Below are 26,346 nucleotides of genomic sequence, written 5' to 3'. Positions count from 1 at the left end.
ATCTCTTATTTTTTATAATTCCACTCATTACTTTCATACTTTTCTTTCGCTAACGTTTGAACTTCATGTAACTGTTCTTCTGTTAATTCATATGGAACAAGTTCTACATCCAATCCTTTTTCAAAGCCAACTTCAAACGCTTTAATTAACTGTTCTATCGTAAATGTACGGTCTGTTAATTCATTAATTGCTACTGCTTTAGAAGAGAACATACTCTTCATGCGTTCCTTCACACGTTCATTTGGGAATAAAAATAGATCATATAGTTCATCTAAATCAATTTCTAATGGAATCGATCCATGCTGTAGAATAACACCTTTTTGACGCGTTTGAGCACTACCAGCAATTTTTCGTCCTTCCACTACAATTTCATACCAAGATGGTGCATCAAAACATACGCCGGAACGTGGATTTTTTAAATTTTCACGATCTGCTTCTGTTTTTGGAACTGCATAATATGCTTCTAACCCTAATGCCTTAAAACCATCTAATAAACCTTGCGAAATAACACGATACGCTTCTGTAACTGTTTTCGGCATATTCGGATGATCTTCAGACACAATAACACTATACGTTAACTCTTTGTCATGTAGTACACCCCTGCCGCCTGTTTGACGACGAACGAATCCATATTTCTTTTCGTTAACTACATCCATATTAATATCTTTTTCAACACGTTGAAAATACCCAACTGTTAATGTTGGTACTTCCCATTCATAAAAACGAATTGTTGGTGGCATTTTCTTTTCACTTTGCCAATTTAATAAACATTCATCTAACGCCATATTAAATGCCGGTGAACATTGACCAGAGTTAATATAACACCATTTTTCTTTTCCCATCCTGCACCTCATATAACCAATTATTTTTCACATTCTCTAGTCTACCAAATTCGACAAAATTTGTGAAAGAATACGAAATTTCTTCTTATATGCAAATGAATCTGTTGCATAAATACATAAGGGCATTATAATATTGAAAGTAGGATAAGAAAAAAGGGAGCGATAGAATCGTGTCAACAACTTGGATTATTTTATTAGCCGTAATCGTAGCATTTATCGGCTACACTGTATGGATGTACTTCTATCAGAAAAAATTAATTAAAACTCTTACAGAAGAAGAATTTCGCGCTGGCTACCGTAAAGCACAGCTTATCGATATTCGTGAAGCAGACGAATATAACGCAGGGCATATTTTAGGTGCACGTAACATTCCGTTATCACAAATTCGCCTTCGCCATAAAGAACTTCGTCAAGATCAACCTGTTTACTTATATTGCCAAAGCGGATTCCGTACAGGTCGTGCAGCGCAATACTTAAAAAAACAAGGCTACAAAGATTTCTACCAATTACAAGGTGGATTTAAATCTTGGACAGGCAAAATTAAAAAGAAATAATAACATACAAAAAACTAGCTGAATAAATCAGCTAGTTTTTTCATTTCATCTTATTCGCAATGTATAATAAATTCTGCTTGATTACCTTTTCATCGTTCTCTTCTACATTCCGATACAGCAGTTGATATTCAATTCCTTTCTCTTTCCATATAAGCGTAGCAAATTCGTCACCACGTTCATAATCATCTTTATTTTTAAAATAAGCAGACGTTCCATTATTCAGTTTCATTTGTTCTTGAAATCGCTTCTCTTCCACAAGATCCGGAAAACTATAAGGAAAGTTCGCGACATTTAACTCAATATACTCATTTCTACCTGGTTCTTTCTGTTTATATTTAATCGTTAAGACAGTGTTCTTTTTCCCAAGCGTTCTTACTTCCCCCTTCACATCACTTGTAATATCGTACGGTAAAAACGTTGGAACTTTAAACTTCACCGGAAAATATTTTGGAAGTTCCTTTAGCGGAATAGGATCTGTAACACGATCCATAGCTCCTCCCGTTGTTCCCACAAAGTGTTTTTCTTCTTGCATCGTTTGCTGAAACGAGCACGAACTAAGCACGAAACTAGAAAACACGAAACAAATGATTCTTTTTTTCAATTTGTTTCCGCCCTTTCATACCGCTCTCTTAACGAACGAAGCGTTGATATTCTCTTCATATTCGCTTTGTCACCAAACTCCACCTTTGAAAACTTTCCACGTTATTCTCACACATTTTGACAACACTTTTTGCAAACAAAAAAGACCTCTATCATTCTTACGCCCAAGTGAAAAGGTTACGCGAATAAAAAGAAGTCTTATTAATACCATAGTTTGTGAAAAGCTTTTCAGGTCAAGATTTTTTCTTTCTTATTATTTTCCCTTTATAATAAGGGAAAGAGGTGATACATATGGCCAATATAAAACAAATTGCTAAAACTGCTGGTGTATCGATATCAACTGTTTCTCGTGTCCTGAATAATCACCCTTACGTAAAAGAAGAAAAGCGTAAGCGTGTTCTAGATGCTGTTGAAGAATTAAACTACGCAAAAAATATAAATGCTGTCCATTTAATAAGAGGGAAAACATATACAATTGGCGTTATGCTTCCTTTCATTAACCTCCCCTACTTCAGTACGATTATTGAAGGAATCGGAAACGAAGCGTTATTAGCTGGGTATCATATTAATTTATGTCAAACGAATTACGATAGCATTGAAGAAATTCGTGTTCTTGAAATGATGAAAATGAAACAATTTGATGGGATGATTATTTGCTCCCGAACGAGCTCTTGGGAACAAATCGAACCTTTTGCAAAATTTGCCCCTATTATTTCATGTGAAAAAATGAAGCATCCCCTCATTTCATCCATCTACGTAGATCATTATGAAGGTTTCCGTCTTGGTACTGCCTATTTACTAAGTAGAGGCCATGAAAAAATCGGAATTTGTTTAGCAAGAAAAACAAGTGTAAATTCCATGGAGCGCGAAAAAGCGTTCGCCGATACACTTCGTAACGAAGGGAAAACGTTGCATCCTGAATGGATTTTCCACCAATGCTATACAATGCAGGACGGAGCACAAATACTCCATCGTATTTTAAATATGAAAAATCGTCTAACTGCTATTTTCACAGCGAACGATCAAGTTGCAGCTGGTTTATTAACAGAGGCTCGAAAACATGGTATTCGAGTACCTGAAGACCTTGCTATCCTTGGATTTGATAATCATGAAATTTCAAAGGCATTAGAAATTTCCACAATTGAACATCCCGGTCTCGCAATGGGCTCACATGCTTTTTCTTTATTCCATAAGCAGATCCAAAGCGAGCAAATTGTCGGCAGTGCAAAAGAACTTTCATTCCATTTAATTGAGCGAGAGACTGTCTAAAAAGAGCGTTACTTATAACGCTCTTTCTCAGCTCTTCACCTATTGACTTTATATTTCCCATTTCATATAATGAACCTAACGAACGGTAGGTAGGGGATGAAAATGACAGCAAACCGCATTAAAGCTGTAGCACTTTCTCATTTCGCACGCTACGGCTATGAAGGAACTTCATTGGCAAATATTGCTCAAGAAGTTGGGATTAAAAAACCATCGATTTACGCACACTTTAAAGGAAAAGAAGAGCTATATTTCATATGCTTAGAATCTGCTCTTCAAAAAGATTTGCAGAGCTTCACAGGCGATATCGAAAGCTTTTCCAATTCGTCCACTGAAGAATTGCTTTTAAAATTATTAAAAGGGTATGCAAAACGATTTGGTGAAAGTGAAGAATCAATGTTTTGGTTACGAACTTCTTATTTTCCGCCTGATGCATTTCGCGAACAAATTATTAATAAAGCAAATGTACACATTGAAAACGTCGGAAAACTTTTATTCCCTGTATTTAAAAGAGCAAGCGAACAAGATGAGCTGCATAACATTGAAGTAAAAGACGCCTTAGAGGCTTTTCTATGCTTACTCGACGGTCTTATGGTTGAACTATTATACGCGGGTTTAAATCGTTTTGAGACACGTTTAGACGCTTCTTGGAAAGTATTTTGGCGCGGACTTTCAAACTGACGGATTGCTCCTTTGCAATGCGTCGTTTTTAAGCCCTTTACCTAACGACTGGTAGGAAGGAGAAATGACATATGGCATGGATTTATGTAATCATCGCTGGTATTATTGAAATATTTTGGGTGATTGGACTAAAAAAAGCAGAGGCACCACTTGAATGGGCTGGTGTTGCTCTATTAATTACAATTAGTTTCGTCTTATTATTTAGAGCTTATAAAGATTTACCTGTCGGCACTGTATACGCAGTCTTTACAGGAATCGGAGCTGGTGGAATCGTTCTTACAGAGATTTTCATCTTCGGAGAACCTTTCTCTATCGTAAAAGTTTTATTAATCGGTTTAATCTTCTTCGGAGTAATTGGTTTAAAACGAGTAACAGAAGAAAAAGAAGCGAAGGAGGCCGCATAAAATGGCTTGGGTATTTTTAATTCTAGCTGGTATTTGTGAAATTATTGGTGTACTCTTTATGAAAGTAGCCACTGAAAAGAAAGGCTGGGCACCAAAAGTTATTTTAATCGCTAACTTCGGCGTAAGCTTCTTCTTCTTATCTCTTGCGATGAACACATTACCGATGGGAACTGCTTACGCAATTTGGACTGGAATCGGAACTGCTGGAAGTGCACTTCTAGGCATTCTCATTTTCCGAGAATCAGCGGATTGGCGTCGTCTTGCTTTCTTAAGCTGTATTCTATGCGGCGCTGTTGGCTTAAAACTATTAAGCTAACGTGAGGTGAATGTCATGTGGAAAGAACAAGGAAAGAAAATATTAGCATGGATCACACTTGGTATCGTCATTCTATTACAAATAAGTTTTCATATAATAGAATCATTGTTTCATAAAGTATTATCCATTCTCACATTCCTTCCTAACATGACACTTGAAATTATATCAATTGTTTGGTCCATTATCGCCTCCATTGCAATCGTCATTATATGGAGTATCGCCAAACTATGGAATAAGTTATTAAAAAAGGACAGTACTTCTGAAAAAGAGTAACTGTCCTTTTTTATATTCATTCAGACTTTCTGTAGAAGTTAGATGTGATAAGCCAAAACAGACCAACTATGGCAATACTTATACCAACCCTTTTATGTAAACCTGGAAATAACGGTGGTATATCCGAGTAAACATTTGCTAATATGAGACCGATTGAAAATAAAAATATTCCTATTCTATATAACCATTTTCTTTTGTTCATCATTCTCCCCTCCTAACATTTTTCATACACTCCTTTCTTTTGGACATACTACCTAAAAAAAGGAGTGAATAATATGCAAAATTCTATACATAAGCAAATCCTATTTTTATTTTTCCTATTTCTTATTCTCATCATCGTTTTCAGCTTTATATTACATACTCCGAAAGATGTACCAAATAGCGTTTCTTTTTATAAACTACTGCTCTCGTATTGTCGTTATTGAAGAAGGTGCCTTTTTTAAGGCACCTTTTAAAATTCTCTTTGTTCATATATTTTTACTGAAACAAAGATAGATATTATGAACATGCATATTGAACTAATGAATAACAAGCTGTTATATAGTTGAATTTGTTCTAAGTTGATTTGAAACAAAGCTTCTAAAACAACTATCGGTGCCATGAATATTACTATCGTAATGAAAATGGATTTCTTATACCCTAGCCAAAAGGCTATTGGTAAAACAAAGCTTAAATACAATAAAATAAAGCTAATACTAGCAACCATTGTCGTTTCAATAAATTCAAATAAGTTAACCCCGCTCTTCATTCCTATCGTGAAACAACCGACCGTTACACTTATAAAAAGAATAATTATTGCTACTATATATTTCGCATACACAATTTGTTTTCTCAATATTGGTAAACTATTTACTATAACTTCACTCTCATTTTTACTATCTGCTTCAAATGTTTTTACTGTTGCCCCAATTGTAATAATTACTGACATAATTATGAACAGATTTTCCGTATCTTTTAAGGCCATATAAAAGAAAACAGGGTACAGTATGTACCAAATTAAAAATTTCCATTGAATAATGAAATCTTTTAAAATTAGTTGCTTGATCATGTATTCCCCCTCCTAATATGAAAATGCTCCTTCTATAACTCTGCCTCCTGAAACATTTTCATTGAGAGAAACATTGATATGACTATACTTACTAACACTCCAATACTAAGAACACCCATTGCTAGTGTAGCCTCTTGAGAGTGGAGTACTTTTAACATAATTGTTTTATCACCAAAAATATTGCACATAAGACCAATCATACCCATTAAAGGAAAAAGCATAATCAAATTTAAGACAGTAATAACTTTATATCCCCCAATGTAATTAGTCGGTATCGTTACTGCACAATAAATCAAAGTTGCTACTATTGCTGAAAATATTGCATACCCAGGCATAACTATATCTCTGTTCAATAAAATATTTCCTAATATTACGACTATAAAAGTTACACTCAAACCAGCCATAATAAATAATGTGCTTGAAATATATTTAGCTATAATTATCTCTTTTCTCGCTATAGGCAAACTCACTAACACTTTTTCTGCTTTACTTTTCTCGTCATAATAAAAAGAAATATATATAATCGTACTACATGTTATAAATACTCCTATTGCAATCCCCATTGGTTCGACGGAATTCTTAAAAATAGATAAAATAGGGATTAAAAAATAGAAAGGAAACATCTTCTTCTGTAAAAAAAACTCCTTCAAAATCAACTGTTGCATATGAATTCTCCTCTCTATAAATCACGCGTTTCATAAATTTTAATTGTAAGAAACATAGAAGCGATATAGACACTAGCTAATATCATTCCTCCAACTATAAATACACCAATATGTACTGGATTCATAATCCACTCACTGAATGAAGATGTTGTTTCATTCAGCCCATCACTAATAAATATCCAAAGAATTACACCCACTCCTATTGATGCTGCTGATCCTATACTTCTTACTACCTTCGATTTTGTACCATAATAACTAGGGAAAAACGTGACAACAAAAAATGCGGCATAAACAGCTCCATTTATGACTTCATACCATGGAATTTCAATGTATAGATTAGGATGATATACACCGATATCACTAATAACCACAATACCCCTTATAAGAAAAACAACTAACATCGTAGAGAGAATGGCACCAACAATGAATATTGCACAGGAAATATATCTAGCAATTATGATATCCTTTCGACTTACCGGTAAACTATTTATAACAATGTCACTTTTATTTCTTTCATCCATAACGGTTAACGTCATAACCGATGAAAAGGTTATAAATAGACAACTCATTGGAAATAACAATTCACCACTTGCATCTAACATAAAGAACAAAAGGGGCATAACAAGATTCACTAACCAAATTACCCGAAAAAAGAACAAATCTTTATATACGAGCTGACGCATAGGCACCTCTCCCTTTCGCAGTGTAAACGATAATGTCATCTAATGTAGGCTTTTCTAGTACAACCTCATTTCCAAACCAATCGATAATTGTTTGTTTATCCTTCGCTAAACCTTCAAAACCAAATTTATTTTTTCGTAATCCAACAAATAGTTCTTTTCCTTCTCGGTCTAATAAATCATTACTTCCTTTTACGATTACGTAGTTCTCCATTAAGTCTTCTTTTTCACCAGTAAATATAATTTCTCCATCGTTGATAAACGTAATATAATCTGCAATGCGCTCTAAATCTGTTGTAATGTGCGTTGAGAATAATACGGATACTTCATCTTCCATTACAATTTCTTGCAACATATCAAGTAATTCACTTCGAACAACTGGATCTAACCCTGCTGTCGGTTCGTCCATAATAATAAACTCTGCGTGGTGCGAAAGTGCGATGGCAATCGCAAACTTCATTTTCATCCCTTTAGATAGCTCTTTAATTTTTTTATACTTTGGAACTTGCAATCTATGCATATACGATTGATACTGCTCTTCGTCCCACTTTTTATATAACGGTGCAATAATACGTTTCATTTGTTCACACGTTAAATCTTCGTAATAATGATTTTCATCATATACAAAACCAATATTCTGTTTTATGTCCTTTTCGGCTTTCTTATTGTCTTTGCCAAAAATTTTTATATCGCCGCTATCTTTTCTAATTAAATTCATAATCATTTTGATCGTTGTACTTTTCCCAGCACCATTTGGTCCGACAAACCCCATAATATATCCTCGTGGTAATGCAAAACTTATATTTTTCACTGCAAAATCTTGATAACTTTTACAAACATTTTTTAGCTCTAACATCTCTTATTCCCCCTTATATAAACACGCAATCATCTGCTGCAATTCTTCAAGTGAAAGCTGCAACACTTTACTTTCTTTTACGATTTCTTCAGCCTTACTTTCCAATAGACGTAGCCGCTGTTCTTTTAATAGTTCATTATTTTTACGTGAAACATAAGTCCCCTTCCCAGCAACAGTTTCTATATATCCTTCTTTTTCAAGCTCCTCGTACGCACGCTTCGTTGTAATTACACTAATTTGCAATTCCTTCGCTAAGCTACGAATAGACGGTAATTGGTCTCCACCCTTTAAAACACCATTTAAAATAAGCTGGCTTAATTGTTTTCTTATTTGCACATAAATAGGGTCTTGGGAAGAATTCGAAATAATAATATTCATGTTTTCCTCCAGTGTGTGTATATACTGTGTATACCTTATATATACAGTATATACACATCATCCTATTTTTGGCAAGAAAAAAAGACCAACATTTTCCTGTTGGTCTTTCGTATATGTATCACTTTTCAAAGCGATCTAACATCTCGTCTCTCATTCCGAAACTTACTACTGCAATTCCTATATACATAAACAGAAGGAATGCCGGATGAACTGTGTTGTACCAGCTGCTGTCAACAATTAAGTAAATCGTTAATGCCACAACAAGAACAAACGCTAAGATAAACATATAAAAGTGTCTTGTACTACCCATGATAAACTCCTCTCTTCTCACTTCACCATTCAACAGTTTATTTTATCGAATAATTCGATATGACTCAAGGTTAACTTTCTGTTATGTAATCAAGTTCTACCTTTACAATGTCCTCACATGCTATTGAAATGATTGTTCCTTGTTTATCAATCGCCGTCACTTCTCTATTATCCATTACACGATTTGCTACTCTTTCTAACACTTTTCCTTGGTCTCGATAGCAAAATTCTTTTACATCTTTAATTGTTTCTCCATTTTCTAAATGGTATACCATTCTATAACATCGATATCCCACACTTTCACCCCCGTCTTGTTCGTTTTTTCACATATACATAAAAATGAGTAATCTTTGCCTCATCACATCTTCTTAATTTCAATAAAATTCTAACAAAAATAAATACTTTTATCAAACCGACTTTTTCAACAAAACTACCTATAAAACTACACCTTTACACTATTAGGAAACAAAAAATATATTTTTTTAACATTTTCTTCACTATTTCTGCATAAAGTGAAACTTTAATCAGTGGGGATTTTTGTTCATCCCCACTGATTATTAGTTGAACCAATCGGGCATTTACGGACAGTTTATCTCCCACCTGACTTCTTTGCACCAGCTAAGTTTTGAGTTGGAAGTTTACTGTCCGTTAATGCGGGACAAATTATCCATACAAAAAAAGAACCCGCCTCAGCGAGTTCTTCTTTTGTTATTCTAATCAAACTTGTACAGGAGCTGGCTTTGCATAACGTAAAACTGGTTTACGTGCAGCCATCGTTTCGTCTAAACGTTTAATGACTGTCGTATGCGGTGCTTCTTGTACAACTTCTGGATTTTCTTCTACTTCTTTAGCGATTTGAATCATCTTATCAATGAAACCATCTAATGTTTCTTTTGATTCTGTTTCTGTCGGCTCAATCATAATACATTCTTCCACATTTAATGGGAAGTAAATTGTTGGTGGATGGTAACCAAAATCAAGCAGACGTTTTGCAATATCTAATGTACGTACACCAAGTTTCTTTTGACGACGACCTGATAATACAAATTCATGCTTACAATGTCTATCGAATGGAAGATCATAGAATGGCGCTAATCTTCTCATCATATAGTTCGCATTTAATACAGCATACTCCGTTACTGCACGCAAACCATCTGGACCCATAGAGCGAATATACGTGTATGCACGAACGTTAATTCCGAAGTTACCATAGAATGGTTTCACACGACCAATTGCTTCTGGGCGGTCGTAGTTGAAGTGATAACCACTTTCCGTTTTCTCTAAAATCGGTTTTGGTAAGTACGGAATTAAATCCGCTTTCACACCTACTGGACCAGAACCTGGGCCACCACCGCCGTGAGGACCTGTAAATGTTTTATGAAGGTTTAAATGCACAACATCAAATCCCATATCTCCTGGGCGTGCTTGGCTTAATACCGCATTTAAGTTTGCACCATCATAGTATAATTTACCGCCTGCATTATGGACGATTTCTGCCATTTCTAAAATATTTTCTTCGAATAGACCTAATGTATTAGGATTTGTTAACATAAGTGCTGCTGTTTCTTCGTTTACAACACGTTTTAAGTCTTCTAAGTCAACAAGGCCATTTTCATTTGATTTTACTGTAATTGTTTCAAAACCAGCTACAGTTGCAGATGCTGGGTTCGTTCCGTGAGCAGAGTCAGGTACAATTACTTTCGTACGGTTAAAGTCACCATTCGCTTCATGGTATGCACGAATTAACATTAAACCTGTCCATTCTCCGTGTGCACCAGCTGCTGGTTGTAAAGTAACAGTATCCATACCTGTAATTTCAATTAAATGCTCTTGTAAGTCGTACATTAATTCCATTGCACCTTGTACTGTCTTTTCATCTTGCAGTGGATGAATATTTGCAAATCCTGCGAAACGAGCTACACTCTCATTAATTTTCGGATTATATTTCATCGTACAAGATCCAAGTGGATAGAATCCAGAATCAACACCGTGGTTACGGTTTGAAAGTGCTGTATAGTGGCGCATAATATCAAGTTCAGATACTTCTGGTAGCTCTGCATCTTCTACTCGAATATAATCGCTCTCAAACACATCTTCTAGTTTCACTTCTTCTACATCTAATTTGGGTAAGCTATATCCTATGCGTCCTTCTTTACTCACTTCAAAGATAAGTGCTTGGTCTTGGTTCTTCATTGGATAGCCCCCATTTCGTTTACAAGTGTGTCAATTTCCTCTTTTGTACGAAGCTCAGTTACTGCTACAAGCATATGGTTTTCATGCTCTTTATAATCACGGCCTAGATCGTAACCACCGATAATATTCTTTTGTAATAATGCATCGTTTACTTCTTTCACTGGACGTTTGCAATCTACAACAAACTCATTGAAGAATGGTCCAGCAAATGTTACTGTGAAGCCTTTCGCCTCAAATTGACGTTTTGCATACTGTGCTTTAGAAATGTTTTGACGTGCCATTTCTTTCACACCTTGTTTGCCAAGTGCCGTCATTGCAACAGAAGCTGCTAATGCATTTAACGCTTGGTTTGAACAAATATTAGACGTCGCTTTATCACGGCGAATATGCTGTTCACGTGCTTGTAACGTTAATACAAATCCACGTTTACCATCTGAATCTACAGTTTGTCCAACAAGACGTCCTGGAATTTTACGCATAAATGCTTTCGTTGTTGCAAAGTAACCACAGTGCGGTCCACCAAACTGCGTTGGAATACCGAATGGTTGTGCATCACCGATTACAATATCAGCACCAAATTTCCCTGGTGGTGTTAATGCGCCTAATGATAATGGATTTGAAGAAACGATAAATAATGATTTTTGTTGATGAACGATTTTTTCAATATCAGCTAATTTTTCAACTTGTCCGAAGAAGTTTGGATATTGAACGATTACACAAGCAACTGTATCATCTACTTCACTTTGTAATACGTCTAAATCTGTTACACCATCTTTATGATTAATTTCAACAACTTCAAGATTTTGACCTTTTGCATACGTTTCAAGTACTGCTCTTGATTCTGGATGAACCGCGCTAGATACAAGAATTTTCTTTTTGCGAGTATGGCCAGCTGCTAACATTGCCGCTTCAGCTAAAGCTGTACCCCCGTCATACATAGAAGAGTTTGCTACATCCATTCCTGTTAATTCACAAATCATTGTTTGGAATTCAAAGATTGCTTGTAATTCCCCTTGTGAAATTTCCGGTTGGTATGGTGTATAAGCTGTATAAAATTCTGAGCGAGAAATAACATGATCTACAATTACTGGAGCATAATGATCGTATACGCCTGCTCCTAAGAAAGAAGCGTATTCTTTTAAGTTAGCATTTTTACTAGCCATTTGAGATAGCTCTTTTAAAAGCTCTGGCTCTGATTTTGCTTCTTTAATTTTTAAATCCCCTTTAAAACGAACACTCTCTGGAATATCAGAGAATAATTCATCGATCGTTTGAACGCCGATCGTTTGTAACATTTCTTTTTTGTCTTCTTCTGTCATTGGAAGATAACGATGCAACATGAAATCTACCCCTCTCCCCGTTACTTTGAACGTTTGTAAAATGGTGTTGGAACAACTACTGCTTTGACGCGTTTATTACGAATTTCAATTTCTACTTCTGTATCAACTGCTGCGTATTTTACATCAATTAGTGCTAAACCAATGCTTTTCTTTAACGTTGGAGATTGTGTACCACTTGTTACTTCCCCAATTTTTTCTTCACCAATAAATACAGGGTAATGCGTACGAGGAATTCCACGTTCGATTACTTCGATGCCGACTAATTTACGAGGCGCACCGTTTTCTTTTTGCTCTTTTAACGTTGCTTTTCCAAAGAAGTCTGCTTCTTTATTTGTTTTTACCGCAAAGCCAATTCCAGCCTCAATCGGTGTAATATCTTTTGATAATTCTTGTCCATAAAGTGGTAATGTTGCTTCGAATCGAAGTGTATCACGAGCACCTAAACCACATGCTTTTAAGCCCTCTTCTGCTCCAACTTCAAGAAGTTTCTCCCAAAGTTTTGCAGCATCTTCACTCTTACAGTAAATTTCGAATCCATCTTCACCTGTGTAACCTGTACGAGATACAAGTGCTGGAATTCCATCTACAAGAATATCGTTTTTAAATTTAAAGAACTTAATTTCTTTCAAATCTTCTGACACAACTTTTTGTAAAATGCCTTCTGCTTTTGGTCCTTGAATTGCAAGCTGTGCAACTTCACTAGAAACATTGACTACTGTCGCATCGCCAATTACATGACTTGCTAACCATTCGTAATCTTTCTCGATATTTGATGCATTGATTACTAATAAATAGTCTTCTTCACCACGTTTGTAGATTAATAAATCATCTACTGTACCACCATTTTCGTAGCACATAGCTGTATATTGTGCGCCCCCTACCTTTAAGGTAGATACGTCATTTGTAACAACACGTTGTAAAAATGCTAAACTATCTACACCTTTTACTTCAACTTCTCCCATATGAGACACATCGAACAAACCTGCAGCTGTACGTACAGCTTCGTGTTCTTCTTTAATGCTTGAAAATTGAACTGGTAATTCCCAACCACCGAAGTCGATTGTTTTCCCACCATACTTCGCGTATACATCAAATAACGGTGTACGTTGTAATGTAATCATGCTCTCTCCCCCTTATGCTTTGACAAATCAATAAAAGTTGCTTCCCTTTTCTAAACATTTTCATTCTGAAAAGATAGGATATACGGAATCTCATTATATTTTTTTATGAAAGCGTAAATAAAAAATCACTTTCTTGGATAAAATACGAAAGATTCCACACATTTCACACCATTATCCTAACATCATTCGCTATATTTCATCAATATTCTAGCATAAAAAATAATTTAGAATTTTTTATGTTAAAACACAATAAATACAGCTTTTGAGATTTAATACTTTATTATTGTCTATCATATAGCCTTTAATAACGATAATTATGCCTTCTTTTAAGGTAAATCATCATACATTAAAAAATAATTACTTTAGTTTATAAAAGGTGGGAGAGTTGTAATGAATGTCGATATTTCCGTAGATCGGACGTGGCAAAACAATTTTTTAAATAGAATTGACGAAGATGGTCCTTGGACAAACTGGGATTTATATCACTTAGCTTATGAAACAGAAAAATCGTTACTTGTTCCTACTTTTGATGGACTACAAGCACCGAAACATTTATCCCATTTCACACCGCTTCCGCATCAATTAGAAGTCGCTCAAAATGTGATTGAACAAATGAATGGTAAAGCGATTCTAGCAGATGAAGTAGGTCTTGGAAAAACAATCGAAGCTGGACTTATTTTGAAAGAATACATGGTCCGCGGGCTTGTGAAAAAGGTACTTATACTTGTCCCAGCTTCTCTCGTATCACAATGGGCATACGAGCTGAATACAAAGTTTTTCATTCCCGCTGTAGCACAAAAGAAAAGCTACTCGTGGGAACAAGCTGACGTAATCGTATCATCAATTGATACTGCGAAACGTTCACCACATCGCGATATCGTGTTGAACTTAGAATATGACCTTATTATTATCGATGAAGCACATAAACTGAAAAATAATAAAACAAAAAACTATGAATTTGCACAACGATTAAAAAAGAAGTTTTGTTTATTACTAACCGCTACTCCTGTTCAAAATAAGATTGATGAAATTTTTAACCTTGTTTCTTTATTAAAACCAGGACATTTAGGCAATCAATCCAACTTTGAAGAATATTACGCTTCCAAAAATCGCTCAGCCGAATCAGATGAAGACTTAAAAGCTCTCATTAATAAAGTAATGGTGCGAAATAGACGACATAATACCGGTATCGATTGGCCGAAGAGACATGTACGTACAATTTTTGTTGAGTTTAATGAACAAGAACAAGCTCTATATAATGATATCGAAAATTGGCGAGGACAAGACGCCTTCACATCTGCTTTCTCATCGTTAACTTTAAAACGGGAAGCATGTAGTAGTCGTGAGGCTGTTTACTATTCATTGAAAAAGCATGTAGAAAAAAGACAGAAAGAAAACGAACATTATATAAAAGATCCACATATCGATGTGCTAATGGACAAAATTAATCATATTCCTTTCAACTCGAAAGCAACTAAAACTCTAGAGCTTATAAAAGAAATTGACGATAAAGTCGTCATTTTCACGGAATACCGAGCATCACAGATGTACTTACAATGGTTTTTACAACAACACGGTATTTCTTCTGTCCCATTCCGCGGCGGATTTAAACGCGGGAAGAAAGATTGGATGAAGGAACTTTTCCAAAATCGTGCCCAAGTGTTAATTGCAACGGAAGCTGGCGGAGAAGGCATTAACTTACAGTTTTGTAGCCATATGATCAATTATGATTTGCCATGGAATCCAATGCGTCTTGAGCAAAGAATCGGACGTATTCACCGTCTCGGTCAAAAGAATGATGTTCATATTTATAACTTAGCTACAAAGCATACTGTTGAAGAACATATTCTGAAACTGTTATATGAAAAAATCAACTTATTCGAGCGTGTTATCGGTGAACTCGATGAAATTTTAACGAGAATTAATATGAAAAACATCGACGCGCACATTCAAGAAATTTTCGCGCAATCAAAAAGCGAAGGTGAAATTAGAATTAAGATGGAAAACTTAACATCTATTATCGACTTTGCGAAACGAAATGAAGCTGAGGTGCAAGGCTATGCAGCAACATGAAATTCATAATTACTTATACAATTTCTTTGAGGCGAATAACTGTGAAATTTTAGAACGTTCTCCTCATTTATTAGATGTACAGTTAACAATTGAGATGGATAAATTATTAATGAATCGCCCTTTTTATTGGCACTATCTTGAGAAAACAGGAGGCGTACCGAATCCGATGCGCCTTACTCTTATTACAAATCCAGAAAATGAAGAAAATGATGGTGAGCTTATTCACTACGGTTCACCACGTCTACATCAAATTTTCCAAACGACAAAAGAATTAGGCTCATACATACGTTTATATGAGGATGTAAGACATAATGGAGCAACACATACACCGCTCCACCCTTGGCTCGGTATTAATATAAAAGTTTCCTATCAATGTGATCGAAAAAAAGACATCCTTCACTCGATTGGTATTCATCTCATTTCTGGAACAATGATGGCAAACTTTCATGAAACATTAACAAACATTAAACTTACACCAAAAATACCTGATTTTTGTTTTACGCTCTCGCCCATCATTAAACCTCAAAGTGGTTTACAACGCATAGAAGACGCTTTAAAAAATATAATTGCAGAAGATGACCACACGTGGGCAAAAGAAGCAAGAGTGCGTTGGAATCATGATTTAGACCTTTTAAACCGTTTTTATGAAGAAAGTGACGAACTTCCTGAGAGCTATGAAATTGAAAAACAAGCTCTGCAAGAACAGTATGAACCACGTATTACAGTGCAAATTATTAACGGTGGACTCTTTTATGTTACCGCGAATCATTTTCTATCAAAATAAAGCTCCTTCTGCTTTAGAAGGAGCTTTATTTCGAGTTACTCTCTATCCTCATTACGCTCTTGTTGTTTTTGCTTTGCCATGCGTTTTTGATACGCACGATCCTTCGCGCTCACATGATTTGCATCAGTTGGAAGATTTTCTTTCGAACGTCCAATTCCATTGCTCATCTTTCCCACTCCTTTTTACGTTTTTCAGAATACATGTTTATTTTCAGCTAGAGTGACAATCCTTATACAAAAAAATAAGAGCAGCCATTGGCCACTCTTACTCGCTCACATATTTTTGAAACATATCATGGATGCCTTTATTTACTAGGTTCGAGATCTGCTCGTCAGATTTATTCGGATAACGATCACGCAATCTGATAGATGCCTTCACCATTAAATTTTCTAATACAGAACGGCCACCTTCTCCATAAATAATTTCAGCATATTTAACAAGCCTTCCATCCTCTACTGTTGCTGGATTATGATTGAAGAAAAATTTACTCATTGTCTCCACCTCTCTCTTTTGATAACGTTTACATTTATATAGATTATTTATGTTATTTATTTCACAATATTGTATGCATGTATATTTAATTAGTTTCATTATAAAGCAACATATCGATAGTAAATATGTGATTTTCCGTCCATTTTGTGAACAAATTAAAAATGAAAGCGTTTCCTTTATTATATACTAAAAAAACTTACTACGCTAGGGGCAATTTTTTTCAATCTACTACCCCCTCGAAAATTGATATATTTTTTCTTTTCCCATTAAACCTTATACAATTTTCAGAAATTATATTATAAAATATATGTATGACTTAAGGAGGCTTTGTATGAATCAAAATAAAAAAGCTATATTAGATCTTGTCTTTTATCTCGTAATCCCATTCCTCATTTGGAAATTTGCAAAACCTTATATCGATCCTTATTACGCGATGTTACTTTCCTCTGTTCCGGGGATTATTTATACACTGTATACCTTTAAAAAAGAAAAACAGTTTAACGTGACAGGGTTCTTTATTTTAATTACACTCATTTCTAATACAACGGTAGATTTATTATCTGGGTCAGCTGAACGAATGTTGTGGAATGATGCATATTATCACATCGTACTCGGCATTATTGTTATATGTACAATTTTTATAAAAAAACCACTTATGTTATATTTCGCAGCAGATATTGCAGCACTGCAAGGGCATGACCGTGATAAAAGTCGTGAACTGTATCGTGATAGTCGTATCTATCCAGCATTGCAATATTTAACGCTCTTTTTCGGTCTACAATTCATATTAAAAAGCTTCTTAAAAATTTATTTCATCTCTGTTTTCGGTGTAGATGGCTACGGTGAAATGAGAGCAATTATGACCGCTGTTGGATGGGGCATTTCCATTTGTATCGGAATTGGATTTGTCTGGGTGAACAATAAAATACATGCCGTTACGGAAGAACAAGAATCCGTGCAGTAAATAAAAATCCCCTAGTGTAATACGACACTAGGGGATTTTTGGTTTGCTAAACATATGACTAAAATTCAACTTGATTTTTTTCTTTTACTTTTTACATTTCGGTAAAACAAAGCAGCACTCAGCGGCATAACCCCAAACCACTTATTCATAAATGGCTCTTTTTCAGCACGGCGTTGTTCTTTCTTTTGTTTTCGATCTTCTTTTGGAGCATCCATATATGACACAAACTGCTGCGTCACAAAGCGAACATAATCATTAGTAGACATATTATCATCACCTCTACTTGATTAGTATGTCCACTTTTTTATACATTAATCTTTTCCTTTAATTCATTCATAATTTGCTTTACAGACTTATTTGTCGTATCGATATGAATGTGAGCCTCTTCATAATAAGCTCGACGTGATTCAAATTTCGTTACAAATGCATCTATATCTTTCTTTTGAAATAGTGGACGTGTCGTATCTTCACGAAGCCTTTCTGCAATTACGTGCGGATCACAATATAAATACACGACAGTTCCGTTCTCTTTCATCCACTTGCGATTTTCCGCTCGTTCAATAATTCCCCCACCAGTTGTAATAATGACATTATGGACTGGTAGCGCACGTAACATTTCGCTTTCATATTCCCGAAAAGCCATTTCGCCTTCTTCGGCAAAAATATTTCGAATTGCCTTCTCTTGCTTCTCTTCAATTTTTTGATCAGTATCTACAACATCTATTTGAAGTTCTTTACTTAACGCTTTTCCAATTGTTGTTTTCCCTGCTCCCATATAGCCGGTTATGTATATAGATTTCATTTTCTGTCCTCTCAATCGTCATTTATTAATTGTTATTATAACGAAAGATGCTACTTTGTTTAATAAAAAAACGTTTTGTTCTTATACTATGAAGAACAAAACGTAACATTCGCTTTTACTTATAAGTACCTCTTCTCACCCACTGCGTTGCAATCCATTTCTCGCCTTTCGTTACAGGTGCCCCTCCATGTAACGTAAGCTCATTTAGTGATTGATCTTGATAAAAATACTCAAAGTATACTGCCATTCCTTTTCTAGGATGTACAGAAAGATTTAATTTCGGGAAGTACGTTTCCCCGCCTTCTTCTACATCATTTAAGTACATTACAAGCGTACTAATACGATTGTTAGCAGCTGATCTACTATGTTCCGCAAAATAATCATAGTGTGCTTTATATTGTTGATCCACTTCATAATTTAAAATGTGCAATCCTTCACCATGCGACGCAGGAACATTCATGATAGATGAAATTCGTTTTTCAATCTTTGAAGTAAGTTCATTGTCTTCCAAAAATGCACCGCTACTTGTTCGAATATCATTTACATCACGTGATGAACCAACTTTAGAACGCTTCATTTTATTTTTAGACATTTCAATTAATTCATCACACTCTTCATCACTTAGTACATTTGCTAATACGACAATAAGAGGTTCTTCGAATTTTGAAATAATGTGTATTTCTCTATCTTCTGTCATAATCGTATTTCCTTTATGATCAAAAATAGTTTGTTCCTTATTTTCACCTATTTGATTGTTGTTTGTCATTTCCCTATTCTCCCTAAAAATAATGATTGGATAGCATGAATATATCATATTCTTTCTACCTTTCTCTTTTTTGAGAAAATTTAAACTTTTAATCATTATATTTATCCATTTCTTCTAAAAAATCAATTTAATTTACAATAGAAAATCCTGGTTTATCTCCATATATTTCACATATTATCCTTCTATCCAATCCACTATTTTTCCATCCTTTTTTCTATACCGAAAACCTACCGTATAGAAAGCTTCCTGTTTGAGTGTGCACTGCAACGTAACGAGAATTAAATCATTTTCAAAGACATAATTTCCACTCGCTTCTCCCTTTTCATACTGAAAGAAAAATGTACCTTCTTTTTCTTTTTGCTGTAAATCTTTTTTTATATCTGTAATAGATCGGTTAAGTAATTCATCCAATAAAAACTTTTGTTCTATTTCTATATAAAATTTTTTATCTGTAAACAACATATTTGTTTCGTATATAAAAAAAGAAGTTAATAAAATAAGAAAGATAATCGTTCCAGGCATTGTAAATCCATTTTGCTTTCTCATACGTTTATTCCTATTTCGCTATATCGCATAACTACACCTTCATATATTTTCCCACTAGTATCTTTCACATTTATAATGAGTACATGAGGTGTTAGTTTGTAAGAAACCGTTCCAATATTTTGTAAAACAACTTCCCTCCCGCGCCTATTTACCTTTCTTATAAGACGACTATTCTCTTTTTCATACGATACTTCACTCCCATTACGCGATCGGAATCGTAGAATACTTTCTCCATTTTCAAATGCTAGCTGTTCTCCAGATGATACTTCACGAAACTCCAATTGCATTTGCCCTAAATACACATCCCACTCCCAATCATTTAACCCTTTCGACTGTTTATTTTCCATTTCAATGAAATGTAGGCGGGGAAAGAGCAAAAAAAATATTGATAATAGAAACAGACATACAATCATTTCTATTAATGAAAAACCAAATTCTAATTTATTTTTTCTCCTACATAAAAGCATTGTTCCATCATTCTGTCTTTCACATCTCTCCACACAGTACAAACTTCATTGCCTCCCCAATATGTGTAATACACAATTCCATTTATATTCTTTTCTATTATTCGCTTTTCTTCATTTCCATACATATATATAGCTGCTTCTTTTTTTAATAATCCAGTTGCCTTATAACGAATTTGTATATTTTTTCTTTCTTGCATAACTAATACTGTTTGCGGTAGTAGTAACGATACAGCCATCATTAAAACACTTAACGATACAATCATTTCAGCCATTATGGATCCTTTTTGACATTTCACGATACGTAAATCTCCCTCTTCCAAGCTGAAATACAATTTCATATTTATAATTTCGATACGAAATTATAATCGTACCACCTCTATTAATATTTCCACTTGGATTATATGTCATCGGATTTGGAAACGTATGCAAATCAATTTGTATATCTTCTTCATACTCTCGCTTGACGATATAATACTTTGTACCTGACTCTTTTATAGCATACATATTTCTATCTTTATGCCAACGTAATGTATAGTGCTTTTGACGGTTTATCGCTAATTGCTGCATATACAAAATATCATTTGAAAACTGTCTCAAAAATTGTTCAACTTTTTGTCGCTCGTATAAGGAATGAACACTAAAATACGTAACTATACTTAATACAGAAATAGCAAATAAAACGAGTAACATTTCTAAAAAAGTAAACCCCTGTTGTTTCACAATGCCCTAATTGATACTGCGCCATCATCTGAAATATGAATAGATTCGCCATTCGGGCACTTATCAGTTGTAATATACTTTTCATCTGTCAGTTCTTTTAACGATGGAATTTTATTATGTTGTAATTGATATACTTGTATTTGCGCTTCTATAGATTTCACGTAAGCTGCACAACCTTTTCCTTGGACCGATGAGCGCTGTGTAACTACATTCGGAATAATTAGTAGTAATAATATAGTTATGACAACCATTACTAATAGCATCTCTAACAGAGTAAACCCTTCCTCATTCTGCATACAAATGCCCCCTAAATAGAATTCATCATTTGAAACATCGGCATAATCATCGCTAAATACATAAGGACAACGATTCCTCCAATACATGTAAATAAAATAGGCTGAATGATAACTAACATATGTTTAATTTTCCGTTCCATCTTTTCCATAATAAGATCGCTATAGTCACCTAATTCAATCCCTAAATTGCCGTTTGCTTGTCCATGCGTAATAACATAAGAAAGTTCTTTCTCGTAATACCCACTTTTAGCAATGATAGATTGTAACTGTTCTCCTCCAATTAATTGTCTTTCAATCCGGCTCGCTTCATATTTAAAGAACGGATGATATCTTTGCTCCATCATTATTGTTAAAGCTTCACATACTGATAGTCCACCATTTAATAAACCACTCAACTGAGTAGCAAAATAATGTGAATGCTTTAAAATAAGAAATGTTTTGATGAGGGGAATACGAAGCATAATTTTTACCTGTCTAATATGTGGAAGTTTCCTAAAATACAACATGTATAAAATACCTCCAATACTAACAGTTAAAATAGCGGTTAAAATAATGTAAGGTAGCAGTTTTATTGCACTTAAAATTTTTTCTGTAAGTAGTGGTGTATTAGAACCGAACGAACTATAAACCATTTCAACCTGAGGTAATAAAATGAGTTTAAAAATAAAGAGCATGATTAGTAGAAAAAACATCAAAAACATAGGATACTGCATTATTTTCATCATGTCTCTCCTATACTTATCTTTCTTATAAAGAAGTGCACTTCCTTGTTGCAAAGCAAAAGAAATATCACCATGTTGCTCGGCATAAAATAAATAACTTAACATGTCCTGATGAAACTTTAACTGATGAAAAGAATCGTGTAGACTTTTCCCATCTTTTAACCCCTCAATCATGCGCTGCAATTGTACTTTCTTTTCTACAGGTAATTGAAACTGTAAAAATTCTAATGCTTGTAAAAGAGAGTAGCCTTTTTCTAATAATTCTCCTAAACGTTTCAACAATACTACTTGATCACTTAAACTCCAAGTTTTCTTAAACATAAACATCTTCTTCTAAAAAACCTAAAGCATATCCTTTTCGTATTGACGATTCTAAAGTCTCATGTTTGTAAGTAACACATTCTCCATCTGCTTCTTTAAGCGCTTGTTTTAACTCATATCCATATAGTAGCTCATAAATGCTTGCTTGCCTTACTTGTCTCATTGATTTACATAAAGTTGAGCACTTTCCTCTGCAAAACGGACACTTCAATTCGACAAGTCGCTGTGCAGCTACAGCCAATAAAGACTGTTCAATCTCTTGCCTCGTTATACCATAATCCATGAAGCGAATGATTGCTCCTTTCGCATCATTCGTATGCAGTGTTGTCATTACTAAATGTCCTGTCAAACTTGCTCTTATAGCTATTTTTGCTGTTTCTTCATCACGGATTTCACCGACTAAAATAATATCTGGATCATGACGTAAAATAGCCTTTAATCCTGTTTCATATGTGAGACCCGCTTTTTCATTTATTTGAATTTGTAATACATCGTCACTTCTTTTTTCAACCGGATCTTCAAGTGTAATAATGCGACGTGTTTTCTTTTTTCTAATTACCTCTAATAATGCATACATTGTCGTCGTCTTCCCAGATCCAGTCGGTCCAGTAAACACAAGTAGCCCCTGTGAATAGCGTAAAAACGAGAGTAGTTTTGCTGCCGTACTTGGAAATAACGAAAGATGTGATAAGGGCTGAACAGATGCTTGTAAATGAAGGCGAATAACGAGACTTTCTTGATATACTGTTGGAAGTGTTGAAAGGCGTAAATACACTTCTTGTCCATCAATTTGCAAATACAACGAACCATTCTGTGGCTTCCGTTTCTCGCCTATGTCCATAGATGCTAAAAATTTGAAATGTGAGACAAGTTTTTCTCCAAACTCCTTTTCAATACACTGTCTCGTCATTAAATCTTTTCCTATACGTAGTTGCACCGCTACATCCTTCTGCCGGGGCACAATATGTAAATCTGACGCTTGTACCCTACACGCTTCTTTTAAAATTGCATTCGCAAAAATTTCAATCCCATTCATCACTTTTCCCTCCTCACTATGTATATAGCATGAAAACATGCGCAATAAAAATTTGGACTTTTGTATTTTCAATAGAGGAAAAAGGAAAAATATGTTTGTGAAATTATGAACAATTTCCGAATTATTGTCTGAAATTACCTATACTCATGTTTATCTGTATTATAATGTTATTATCTTGGATAAAGTGATAAAGGTGGAGATCCTCATGGAACAAGCTTTAAAAATTACAGGTGTATTATCTGACCCAACTCGTTATTACATTTATAAATATATTTCGCAAAAACATAGTTACGTAACGGTACAAGAAATTGCAGATGAGTTTGACATTCATCCAAACGTAGCGCGTTTACATTTATCTAAATTAGAAGATGTTCATATGCTAAAATCGGAAACGAAGAAAACTGGAAAAGGCGGACGACCGAGCAGATTGTATGTCTTATCTGAAGATGTTATCCAATTACAATTTCCATTCCGTGATTATCAATTGTTAGCAAGAATCGCATTTAATTCTTTACTTAGTCTTGGTGCTGCTGGTGAGAAAGCGCTATACGAAACAGGAAAACAATTCGGAGCTGAATTAATGCAACAACATATGCAACGTTTAAATGTGAGTGAAGATGCTTTAACAGTGGAACAAAAAGTTCAAATTGCAAAAGAAGCTTTCTCAACAGCTGGCTTATCACCTGCATTTGAATTAAGTGCAGATGGAACAAAAATTTTCTATGATGTACACAATTGTCCATTTAAAGAAGTTGCTGTTCATCATCCAACTGAAATTTGTAACATGCACGGAGATATGATGAAAGGGATTTTTGAAATCCTATTCCCTAACATGGAATTAACTCGAAATGATAGTCTATTAGATGGATGTAAATCTTGTAATTATAAACTAACAATTTAATTGTTCATATAAAAAGAAGCCAATAATAATTGGCTTCTTTTTATATGAACGAATATTTACAATAGTAAGAAAAATAAACTATAATGAGGTGAGGTTTACTTTTTTTAGAAAAGGAGGGAGATGGCATGGAGCGCATGTTTCGCGTTCTCGGCTTTTGGACTGGAATTTTCTCGGTTATGTTTTACGTAGGGGATATGCAACCGGCCGCACTACTATTTTTAGGACAAACAGGTTTCTTCGTACTTTTAAGCTATTTAAAATTAACAGAGCGTATGTATATATACGTATTCGGGGCATATTTAACTGTTTTCTTCATAGGATTTACATACTACACGACATTCTTACTTGTGCCTGGGGCTGGACATTAAAAGATGGCATTTTGCCATCTTTTTTTTAATTCCGGAATTTCCTAGTTGACTTATAGGTTTTATTACCTTATATTCTATATAACAGATTGGAATTAGGGGGAATCAACATGAATACACTGCTTGTCGGAATTAACGTTGCAGTCATGCTCATTTTAGTTGGCGTATTATATTATATGCAACGTAAGCATGTATCTTTTAATAAACGTGTATTTACTGCTTTAGGAGTCGGAATTTTATTCGGTCTTATATTACAATTTATTTATGAACCAACTTCTAAAGTAATTATTGAATCAAATACTTGGTTTGGCTTAATCGGTAACGGTTATGTAAAATTACTTCAAATGATCGTTATGCCACTTATTTTAGTATCTATTATTTCAGCATTTACAAAATTACAGTTAACGAAAAATCTTGGTAAAATTAGCGGCCTTATTATCGGTATTTTAATTCTTACTACAGGAATCGCTGCAGCTGTCGGTATCGCTGCAAGTGCAGGATTTGATGTATCTGCAACCGGCCTACAACAAGGTGATGCAGAATCTGCTCGTCTGAAACTAGTTGAAGAAAGATTTACTTCTATTGAAAAGACAACAATTCCAGATAAATTATTAGAGCTATTACCTACAAATCCGTTTCTTGATTTAACAGGCGCTCGTCCAACATCAACAATTTCTGTCGTAATATTTGCAGCCTTTATCGGCATTGCCTTTATAGGTGTAAAACGAAAATATCCAGAACAAGCAGAGCTATTTAAGAAGATGCTTGATGCTGTATATGCAATCGTAATGCGTATGGTAACATTAATTTTACGCCTTACTCCATACGGCGTATTAGCTCTTATGGCAAAAACAGTTGCTGGTAGCGATATAAATGCTATTTTAAAACTTGGTAACTTCGTGCTAGCCTCTTACGTAGCACTTATCGTAATGTTTATCATTCACTTATTATTAATTGCATTGTCTGGTTTAAATCCAATTCAATATTTGAAAAAAGTGTTCCCTGTACTAACTTTTGCATTCACATCTCGCTCTAGTGCTGGTGCGATGCCATTAAATATTGAAGCTCAAAAAGAAAAGCTTGGTATTTCCGAAGGAATTGCAAACTTCGCAGCTTCATTTGGGGTATCTATCGGACAAAACGGTTGCGCAGGTATTTATCCAGCAATGCTTGCAATGATGGTCGCTCCAACTGTAGGAATTGATCCATTACAACCACAATTTATTTTAACTTTAATCGCTGTTGTTGCTATTAGCTCATTCGGTGTTGCCGGAGTTGGTGGCGGCGCAACATTCGCAGCTTTAATCGTACTATCTACAATGAACTTACCAATCGGTATTGTTGCTCTAGTTATCTCGGTTGAGCCATTAATCGATATGGGGCGTACAGCTCTTAACGTAAGTGGCTCTATGACAGCAGGTCTTATTTCAAGTAAATGGCTTGGTGAATTAGATCAAGATACGTACAATCAAGATGATACAAAAACTGGTGAAATTGCTTCATAATGAAAAAAAGACGCTAACATACAATTGTTAGCGTCTTTTTTATTCCGTTCCCTCTTTATA

The 26,346-nt window shown here is 34.8% G+C and carries 38 protein-coding genes; 13 read left to right on the top strand and 25 right to left on the bottom strand.

Annotated features, from left to right (window positions below):
- Positions 1–5: 5 nt before the first annotated feature.
- Entirely contained in the window at positions 6–842 is an 837-nt protein-coding gene (locus MR136_RS02695) for a lipoate--protein ligase family protein (RefSeq protein WP_000514081.1), read from the bottom strand.
- A 170-nt stretch (positions 843–1,012) separates the two neighbouring features.
- Here MR136_RS02695 and MR136_RS02690 point away from each other — a divergent pair, with 170 nt between their 5' ends.
- On the top strand, positions 1,013–1,396 hold the full coding sequence (locus tag MR136_RS02690; protein WP_000108653.1) for a rhodanese-like domain-containing protein: 384 nt from the start codon (positions 1,013–1,015) through the stop codon (positions 1,394–1,396).
- A gap of 40 nt (positions 1,397–1,436) precedes the next feature.
- On the opposite strand, the gene MR136_RS02685 is transcribed toward MR136_RS02690, so the two are convergent.
- On the bottom strand, positions 1,437–1,973 hold the full coding sequence (locus MR136_RS02685; RefSeq protein ID WP_033666640.1) for a hypothetical protein: 537 nt from the start codon (positions 1,971–1,973) through the stop codon (positions 1,437–1,439).
- Positions 1,974–2,287: 314 nt separating this feature from the next.
- On the opposite strand from MR136_RS02685, the gene MR136_RS02680 reads away from it, so the two are divergent.
- The 5 genes from MR136_RS02680 to MR136_RS02660 all read left to right on the top strand — a co-directional run bounded on the left by MR136_RS02680 (position 2,288) and on the right by MR136_RS02660 (position 4,936).
- Entirely contained in the window at positions 2,288–3,265 is a 978-nt protein-coding gene (locus tag MR136_RS02680; RefSeq protein WP_242259251.1) for a LacI family DNA-binding transcriptional regulator, read from the top strand.
- 96 nt (positions 3,266–3,361) lie between these two features.
- Positions 3,362–3,943: a TetR/AcrR family transcriptional regulator gene (locus tag MR136_RS02675; protein ID WP_002005730.1), complete on the top strand. Its 582-nt coding sequence runs from the start codon at positions 3,362–3,364 to the stop codon at positions 3,941–3,943.
- A gap of 71 nt (positions 3,944–4,014) precedes the next feature.
- On the top strand, positions 4,015–4,347 hold the full coding sequence (locus tag MR136_RS02670; RefSeq protein ID WP_000312339.1) for a DMT family transporter: 333 nt from the start codon (positions 4,015–4,017) through the stop codon (positions 4,345–4,347).
- A 1-nt stretch (position 4,348) separates the two neighbouring features.
- On the top strand, positions 4,349–4,663 hold the full coding sequence (locus MR136_RS02665; RefSeq protein WP_000312623.1) for a DMT family transporter: 315 nt from the start codon (positions 4,349–4,351) through the stop codon (positions 4,661–4,663).
- A 15-nt stretch (positions 4,664–4,678) separates the two neighbouring features.
- Positions 4,679–4,936, top strand: coding sequence for a DUF3975 family protein (locus tag MR136_RS02660; RefSeq protein WP_000265430.1), 258 nt, complete (start codon positions 4,679–4,681; stop codon positions 4,934–4,936).
- A gap of 16 nt (positions 4,937–4,952) precedes the next feature.
- Here the strand turns inward: MR136_RS02660 and MR136_RS02655 are convergent, their stop codons facing one another.
- From MR136_RS02655 to gcvT, 11 genes are all read right to left on the bottom strand, one after another.
- Positions 4,953–5,141: a hypothetical protein gene (locus MR136_RS02655; RefSeq protein ID WP_031312228.1), complete on the bottom strand. Its 189-nt coding sequence runs from the start codon at positions 5,139–5,141 to the stop codon at positions 4,953–4,955.
- Between the two features lie 246 nt (positions 5,142–5,387).
- Complete coding sequence (locus tag MR136_RS02650) at positions 5,388–5,984, bottom strand: ABC-2 transporter permease (RefSeq protein ID WP_017673557.1); 597 nt, start codon at positions 5,982–5,984, stop codon at positions 5,388–5,390.
- Between the two features lie 32 nt (positions 5,985–6,016).
- Positions 6,017–6,649, bottom strand: coding sequence for an ABC-2 transporter permease (locus MR136_RS02645; RefSeq protein WP_017673556.1), 633 nt, complete (start codon positions 6,647–6,649; stop codon positions 6,017–6,019).
- Between the two features lie 14 nt (positions 6,650–6,663).
- On the bottom strand, positions 6,664–7,332 hold the full coding sequence (locus MR136_RS02640; protein ID WP_017673555.1) for an ABC-2 transporter permease: 669 nt from the start codon (positions 7,330–7,332) through the stop codon (positions 6,664–6,666).
- Positions 7,313–8,185 carry an ABC transporter ATP-binding protein gene (locus tag MR136_RS02635; protein WP_000891311.1) on the bottom strand — a complete coding sequence of 291 codons (873 nt, stop codon included), beginning with the start codon at positions 8,183–8,185 and terminating at the stop codon, positions 7,313–7,315. The genes MR136_RS02640 and MR136_RS02635 overlap by 20 nt, the downstream gene beginning before the upstream one ends.
- A gap of 3 nt (positions 8,186–8,188) precedes the next feature.
- Positions 8,189–8,563, bottom strand: coding sequence for a GntR family transcriptional regulator (locus tag MR136_RS02630; RefSeq protein ID WP_001021364.1), 375 nt, complete (start codon positions 8,561–8,563; stop codon positions 8,189–8,191).
- 118 nt (positions 8,564–8,681) lie between these two features.
- On the bottom strand, positions 8,682–8,873 hold the full coding sequence (locus MR136_RS02625; RefSeq protein ID WP_000535933.1) for a hypothetical protein: 192 nt from the start codon (positions 8,871–8,873) through the stop codon (positions 8,682–8,684).
- Positions 8,874–8,943: 70 nt separating this feature from the next.
- Complete coding sequence (locus MR136_RS02620) at positions 8,944–9,147, bottom strand: DUF3929 family protein (RefSeq protein ID WP_000262496.1); 204 nt, start codon at positions 9,145–9,147, stop codon at positions 8,944–8,946.
- A 442-nt stretch (positions 9,148–9,589) separates the two neighbouring features.
- Positions 9,590–11,065: an aminomethyl-transferring glycine dehydrogenase subunit 2 gene (gene gcvPB / locus MR136_RS02615; protein WP_000795703.1), complete on the bottom strand. Its 1,476-nt coding sequence runs from the start codon at positions 11,063–11,065 to the stop codon at positions 9,590–9,592.
- Complete coding sequence (gene gcvPA / locus MR136_RS02610; RefSeq protein WP_000903240.1) at positions 11,062–12,405, bottom strand: aminomethyl-transferring glycine dehydrogenase subunit 1; 1,344 nt, start codon at positions 12,403–12,405, stop codon at positions 11,062–11,064. Before gcvPA ends, gcvPB begins: the two co-directional genes overlap by 4 nt.
- A 20-nt stretch (positions 12,406–12,425) precedes the next feature.
- The gene (gene gcvT / locus MR136_RS02605) at positions 12,426–13,526 is read right to left on the bottom strand and encodes a glycine cleavage system aminomethyltransferase GcvT (protein ID WP_000631769.1); all 1,101 of its coding nucleotides are present in this window, start codon (positions 13,524–13,526) and stop codon (positions 12,426–12,428) included.
- 390 nt (positions 13,527–13,916) lie between these two features.
- Between gcvT and MR136_RS02600 the strand changes: the two genes are divergently transcribed.
- Entirely contained in the window at positions 13,917–15,599 is a 1,683-nt protein-coding gene (locus MR136_RS02600) for a DEAD/DEAH box helicase (protein WP_017673553.1), read from the top strand.
- On the top strand, positions 15,586–16,383 hold the full coding sequence (locus tag MR136_RS02595; protein ID WP_001183964.1) for a YqhG family protein: 798 nt from the start codon (positions 15,586–15,588) through the stop codon (positions 16,381–16,383). Before MR136_RS02600 ends, MR136_RS02595 begins: the two co-directional genes overlap by 14 nt.
- A 35-nt stretch (positions 16,384–16,418) precedes the next feature.
- On the opposite strand, the gene MR136_RS28395 is transcribed toward MR136_RS02595, so the two are convergent.
- Both MR136_RS28395 and MR136_RS02590 read right to left on the bottom strand, forming a co-directional pair.
- On the bottom strand, positions 16,419–16,550 hold the full coding sequence (locus tag MR136_RS28395; protein WP_000064668.1) for a hypothetical protein: 132 nt from the start codon (positions 16,548–16,550) through the stop codon (positions 16,419–16,421).
- A 97-nt stretch (positions 16,551–16,647) separates the two neighbouring features.
- Positions 16,648–16,875 carry a hypothetical protein gene (locus MR136_RS02590; protein ID WP_000032702.1) on the bottom strand — a complete coding sequence of 76 codons (228 nt, stop codon included), beginning with the start codon at positions 16,873–16,875 and terminating at the stop codon, positions 16,648–16,650.
- A 73-nt stretch (positions 16,876–16,948) separates the two neighbouring features.
- On the opposite strand from MR136_RS02590, the gene MR136_RS02585 reads away from it, so the two are divergent.
- The gene (locus MR136_RS02585; protein ID WP_001987222.1) at positions 16,949–17,065 is read left to right on the top strand and encodes a hypothetical protein; all 117 of its coding nucleotides are present in this window, start codon (positions 16,949–16,951) and stop codon (positions 17,063–17,065) included.
- Between the two features lie 141 nt (positions 17,066–17,206).
- Positions 17,207–17,839 carry a VC0807 family protein gene (locus MR136_RS02580; RefSeq protein WP_001073111.1) on the top strand — a complete coding sequence of 211 codons (633 nt, stop codon included), beginning with the start codon at positions 17,207–17,209 and terminating at the stop codon, positions 17,837–17,839.
- 65 nt (positions 17,840–17,904) lie between these two features.
- On the opposite strand, the gene MR136_RS02575 is transcribed toward MR136_RS02580, so the two are convergent.
- The 10 genes from MR136_RS02575 to comGA form a co-directional block, all read right to left on the bottom strand.
- Entirely contained in the window at positions 17,905–18,105 is a 201-nt protein-coding gene (locus MR136_RS02575; protein ID WP_000106083.1) for a YqzE family protein, read from the bottom strand.
- A 38-nt stretch (positions 18,106–18,143) separates the two neighbouring features.
- Complete coding sequence (locus tag MR136_RS02570; protein WP_017673552.1) at positions 18,144–18,641, bottom strand: shikimate kinase; 498 nt, start codon at positions 18,639–18,641, stop codon at positions 18,144–18,146.
- Positions 18,642–18,756: 115 nt separating this feature from the next.
- Positions 18,757–19,407, bottom strand: coding sequence for a 2OG-Fe(II) oxygenase (locus MR136_RS02565; RefSeq protein ID WP_000183863.1), 651 nt, complete (start codon positions 19,405–19,407; stop codon positions 18,757–18,759).
- 174 nt (positions 19,408–19,581) lie between these two features.
- Positions 19,582–19,953, bottom strand: coding sequence for a competence type IV pilus minor pilin ComGG (gene comGG, locus MR136_RS02560; protein WP_001231316.1), 372 nt, complete (start codon positions 19,951–19,953; stop codon positions 19,582–19,584).
- A complete protein-coding gene (gene comGF, locus MR136_RS02555; protein WP_000923101.1) occupies positions 19,950–20,420 on the bottom strand; it encodes a competence type IV pilus minor pilin ComGF in 471 nt (156 codons plus the stop codon). Before comGF ends, comGG begins: the two co-directional genes overlap by 4 nt.
- A complete protein-coding gene (locus MR136_RS02550; RefSeq protein ID WP_061457704.1) occupies positions 20,390–20,692 on the bottom strand; it encodes a hypothetical protein in 303 nt (100 codons plus the stop codon). The genes comGF and MR136_RS02550 overlap by 31 nt, the downstream gene beginning before the upstream one ends.
- Positions 20,685–21,140, bottom strand: coding sequence for a competence type IV pilus minor pilin ComGD (gene comGD / locus MR136_RS02545; RefSeq protein WP_000813141.1), 456 nt, complete (start codon positions 21,138–21,140; stop codon positions 20,685–20,687). Before comGD ends, MR136_RS02550 begins: the two co-directional genes overlap by 8 nt.
- Entirely contained in the window at positions 21,137–21,436 is a 300-nt protein-coding gene (comGC, locus tag MR136_RS02540) for a competence type IV pilus major pilin ComGC (RefSeq protein WP_001178687.1), read from the bottom strand. The genes comGD and comGC overlap by 4 nt, the downstream gene beginning before the upstream one ends.
- A gap of 11 nt (positions 21,437–21,447) precedes the next feature.
- On the bottom strand, positions 21,448–22,485 hold the full coding sequence (comGB, locus tag MR136_RS02535) for a competence type IV pilus assembly protein ComGB (protein WP_061457705.1): 1,038 nt from the start codon (positions 22,483–22,485) through the stop codon (positions 21,448–21,450).
- The gene (gene comGA / locus MR136_RS02530; protein ID WP_001013169.1) at positions 22,472–23,515 is read right to left on the bottom strand and encodes a competence type IV pilus ATPase ComGA; all 1,044 of its coding nucleotides are present in this window, start codon (positions 23,513–23,515) and stop codon (positions 22,472–22,474) included. The genes comGB and comGA overlap by 14 nt, the downstream gene beginning before the upstream one ends.
- Positions 23,516–23,720: 205 nt before the next feature.
- Between comGA and MR136_RS02525 the strand changes: the two genes are divergently transcribed.
- The 3 genes from MR136_RS02525 to MR136_RS02515 all read left to right on the top strand — a co-directional run bounded on the left by MR136_RS02525 (position 23,721) and on the right by MR136_RS02515 (position 26,286).
- Positions 23,721–24,416 (top strand): helix-turn-helix transcriptional regulator, encoded by a 696-nt coding sequence (locus MR136_RS02525; RefSeq protein WP_000434125.1) that lies wholly within the window; start codon positions 23,721–23,723, stop codon positions 24,414–24,416.
- Positions 24,417–24,541: 125 nt separating this feature from the next.
- On the top strand, positions 24,542–24,784 hold the full coding sequence (locus MR136_RS02520) for a DUF2626 domain-containing protein (RefSeq protein ID WP_000440716.1): 243 nt from the start codon (positions 24,542–24,544) through the stop codon (positions 24,782–24,784).
- 107 nt (positions 24,785–24,891) lie between these two features.
- Complete coding sequence (locus MR136_RS02515; protein WP_001094344.1) at positions 24,892–26,286, top strand: L-cystine transporter; 1,395 nt, start codon at positions 24,892–24,894, stop codon at positions 26,284–26,286.
- Positions 26,287–26,346: the final 60 nt, after the last annotated feature.

The organism is Bacillus cereus group sp. BfR-BA-01311 (assembly GCF_022664295.1).
Classification (GTDB): Bacteria; Bacillota; Bacilli; order Bacillales; family Bacillaceae_G; genus Bacillus_A; species Bacillus_A cereus.
The sequence above is the reverse complement of the archived record's forward strand: the minus strand, read 5'-3'. Positions and strand labels throughout refer to the sequence as shown.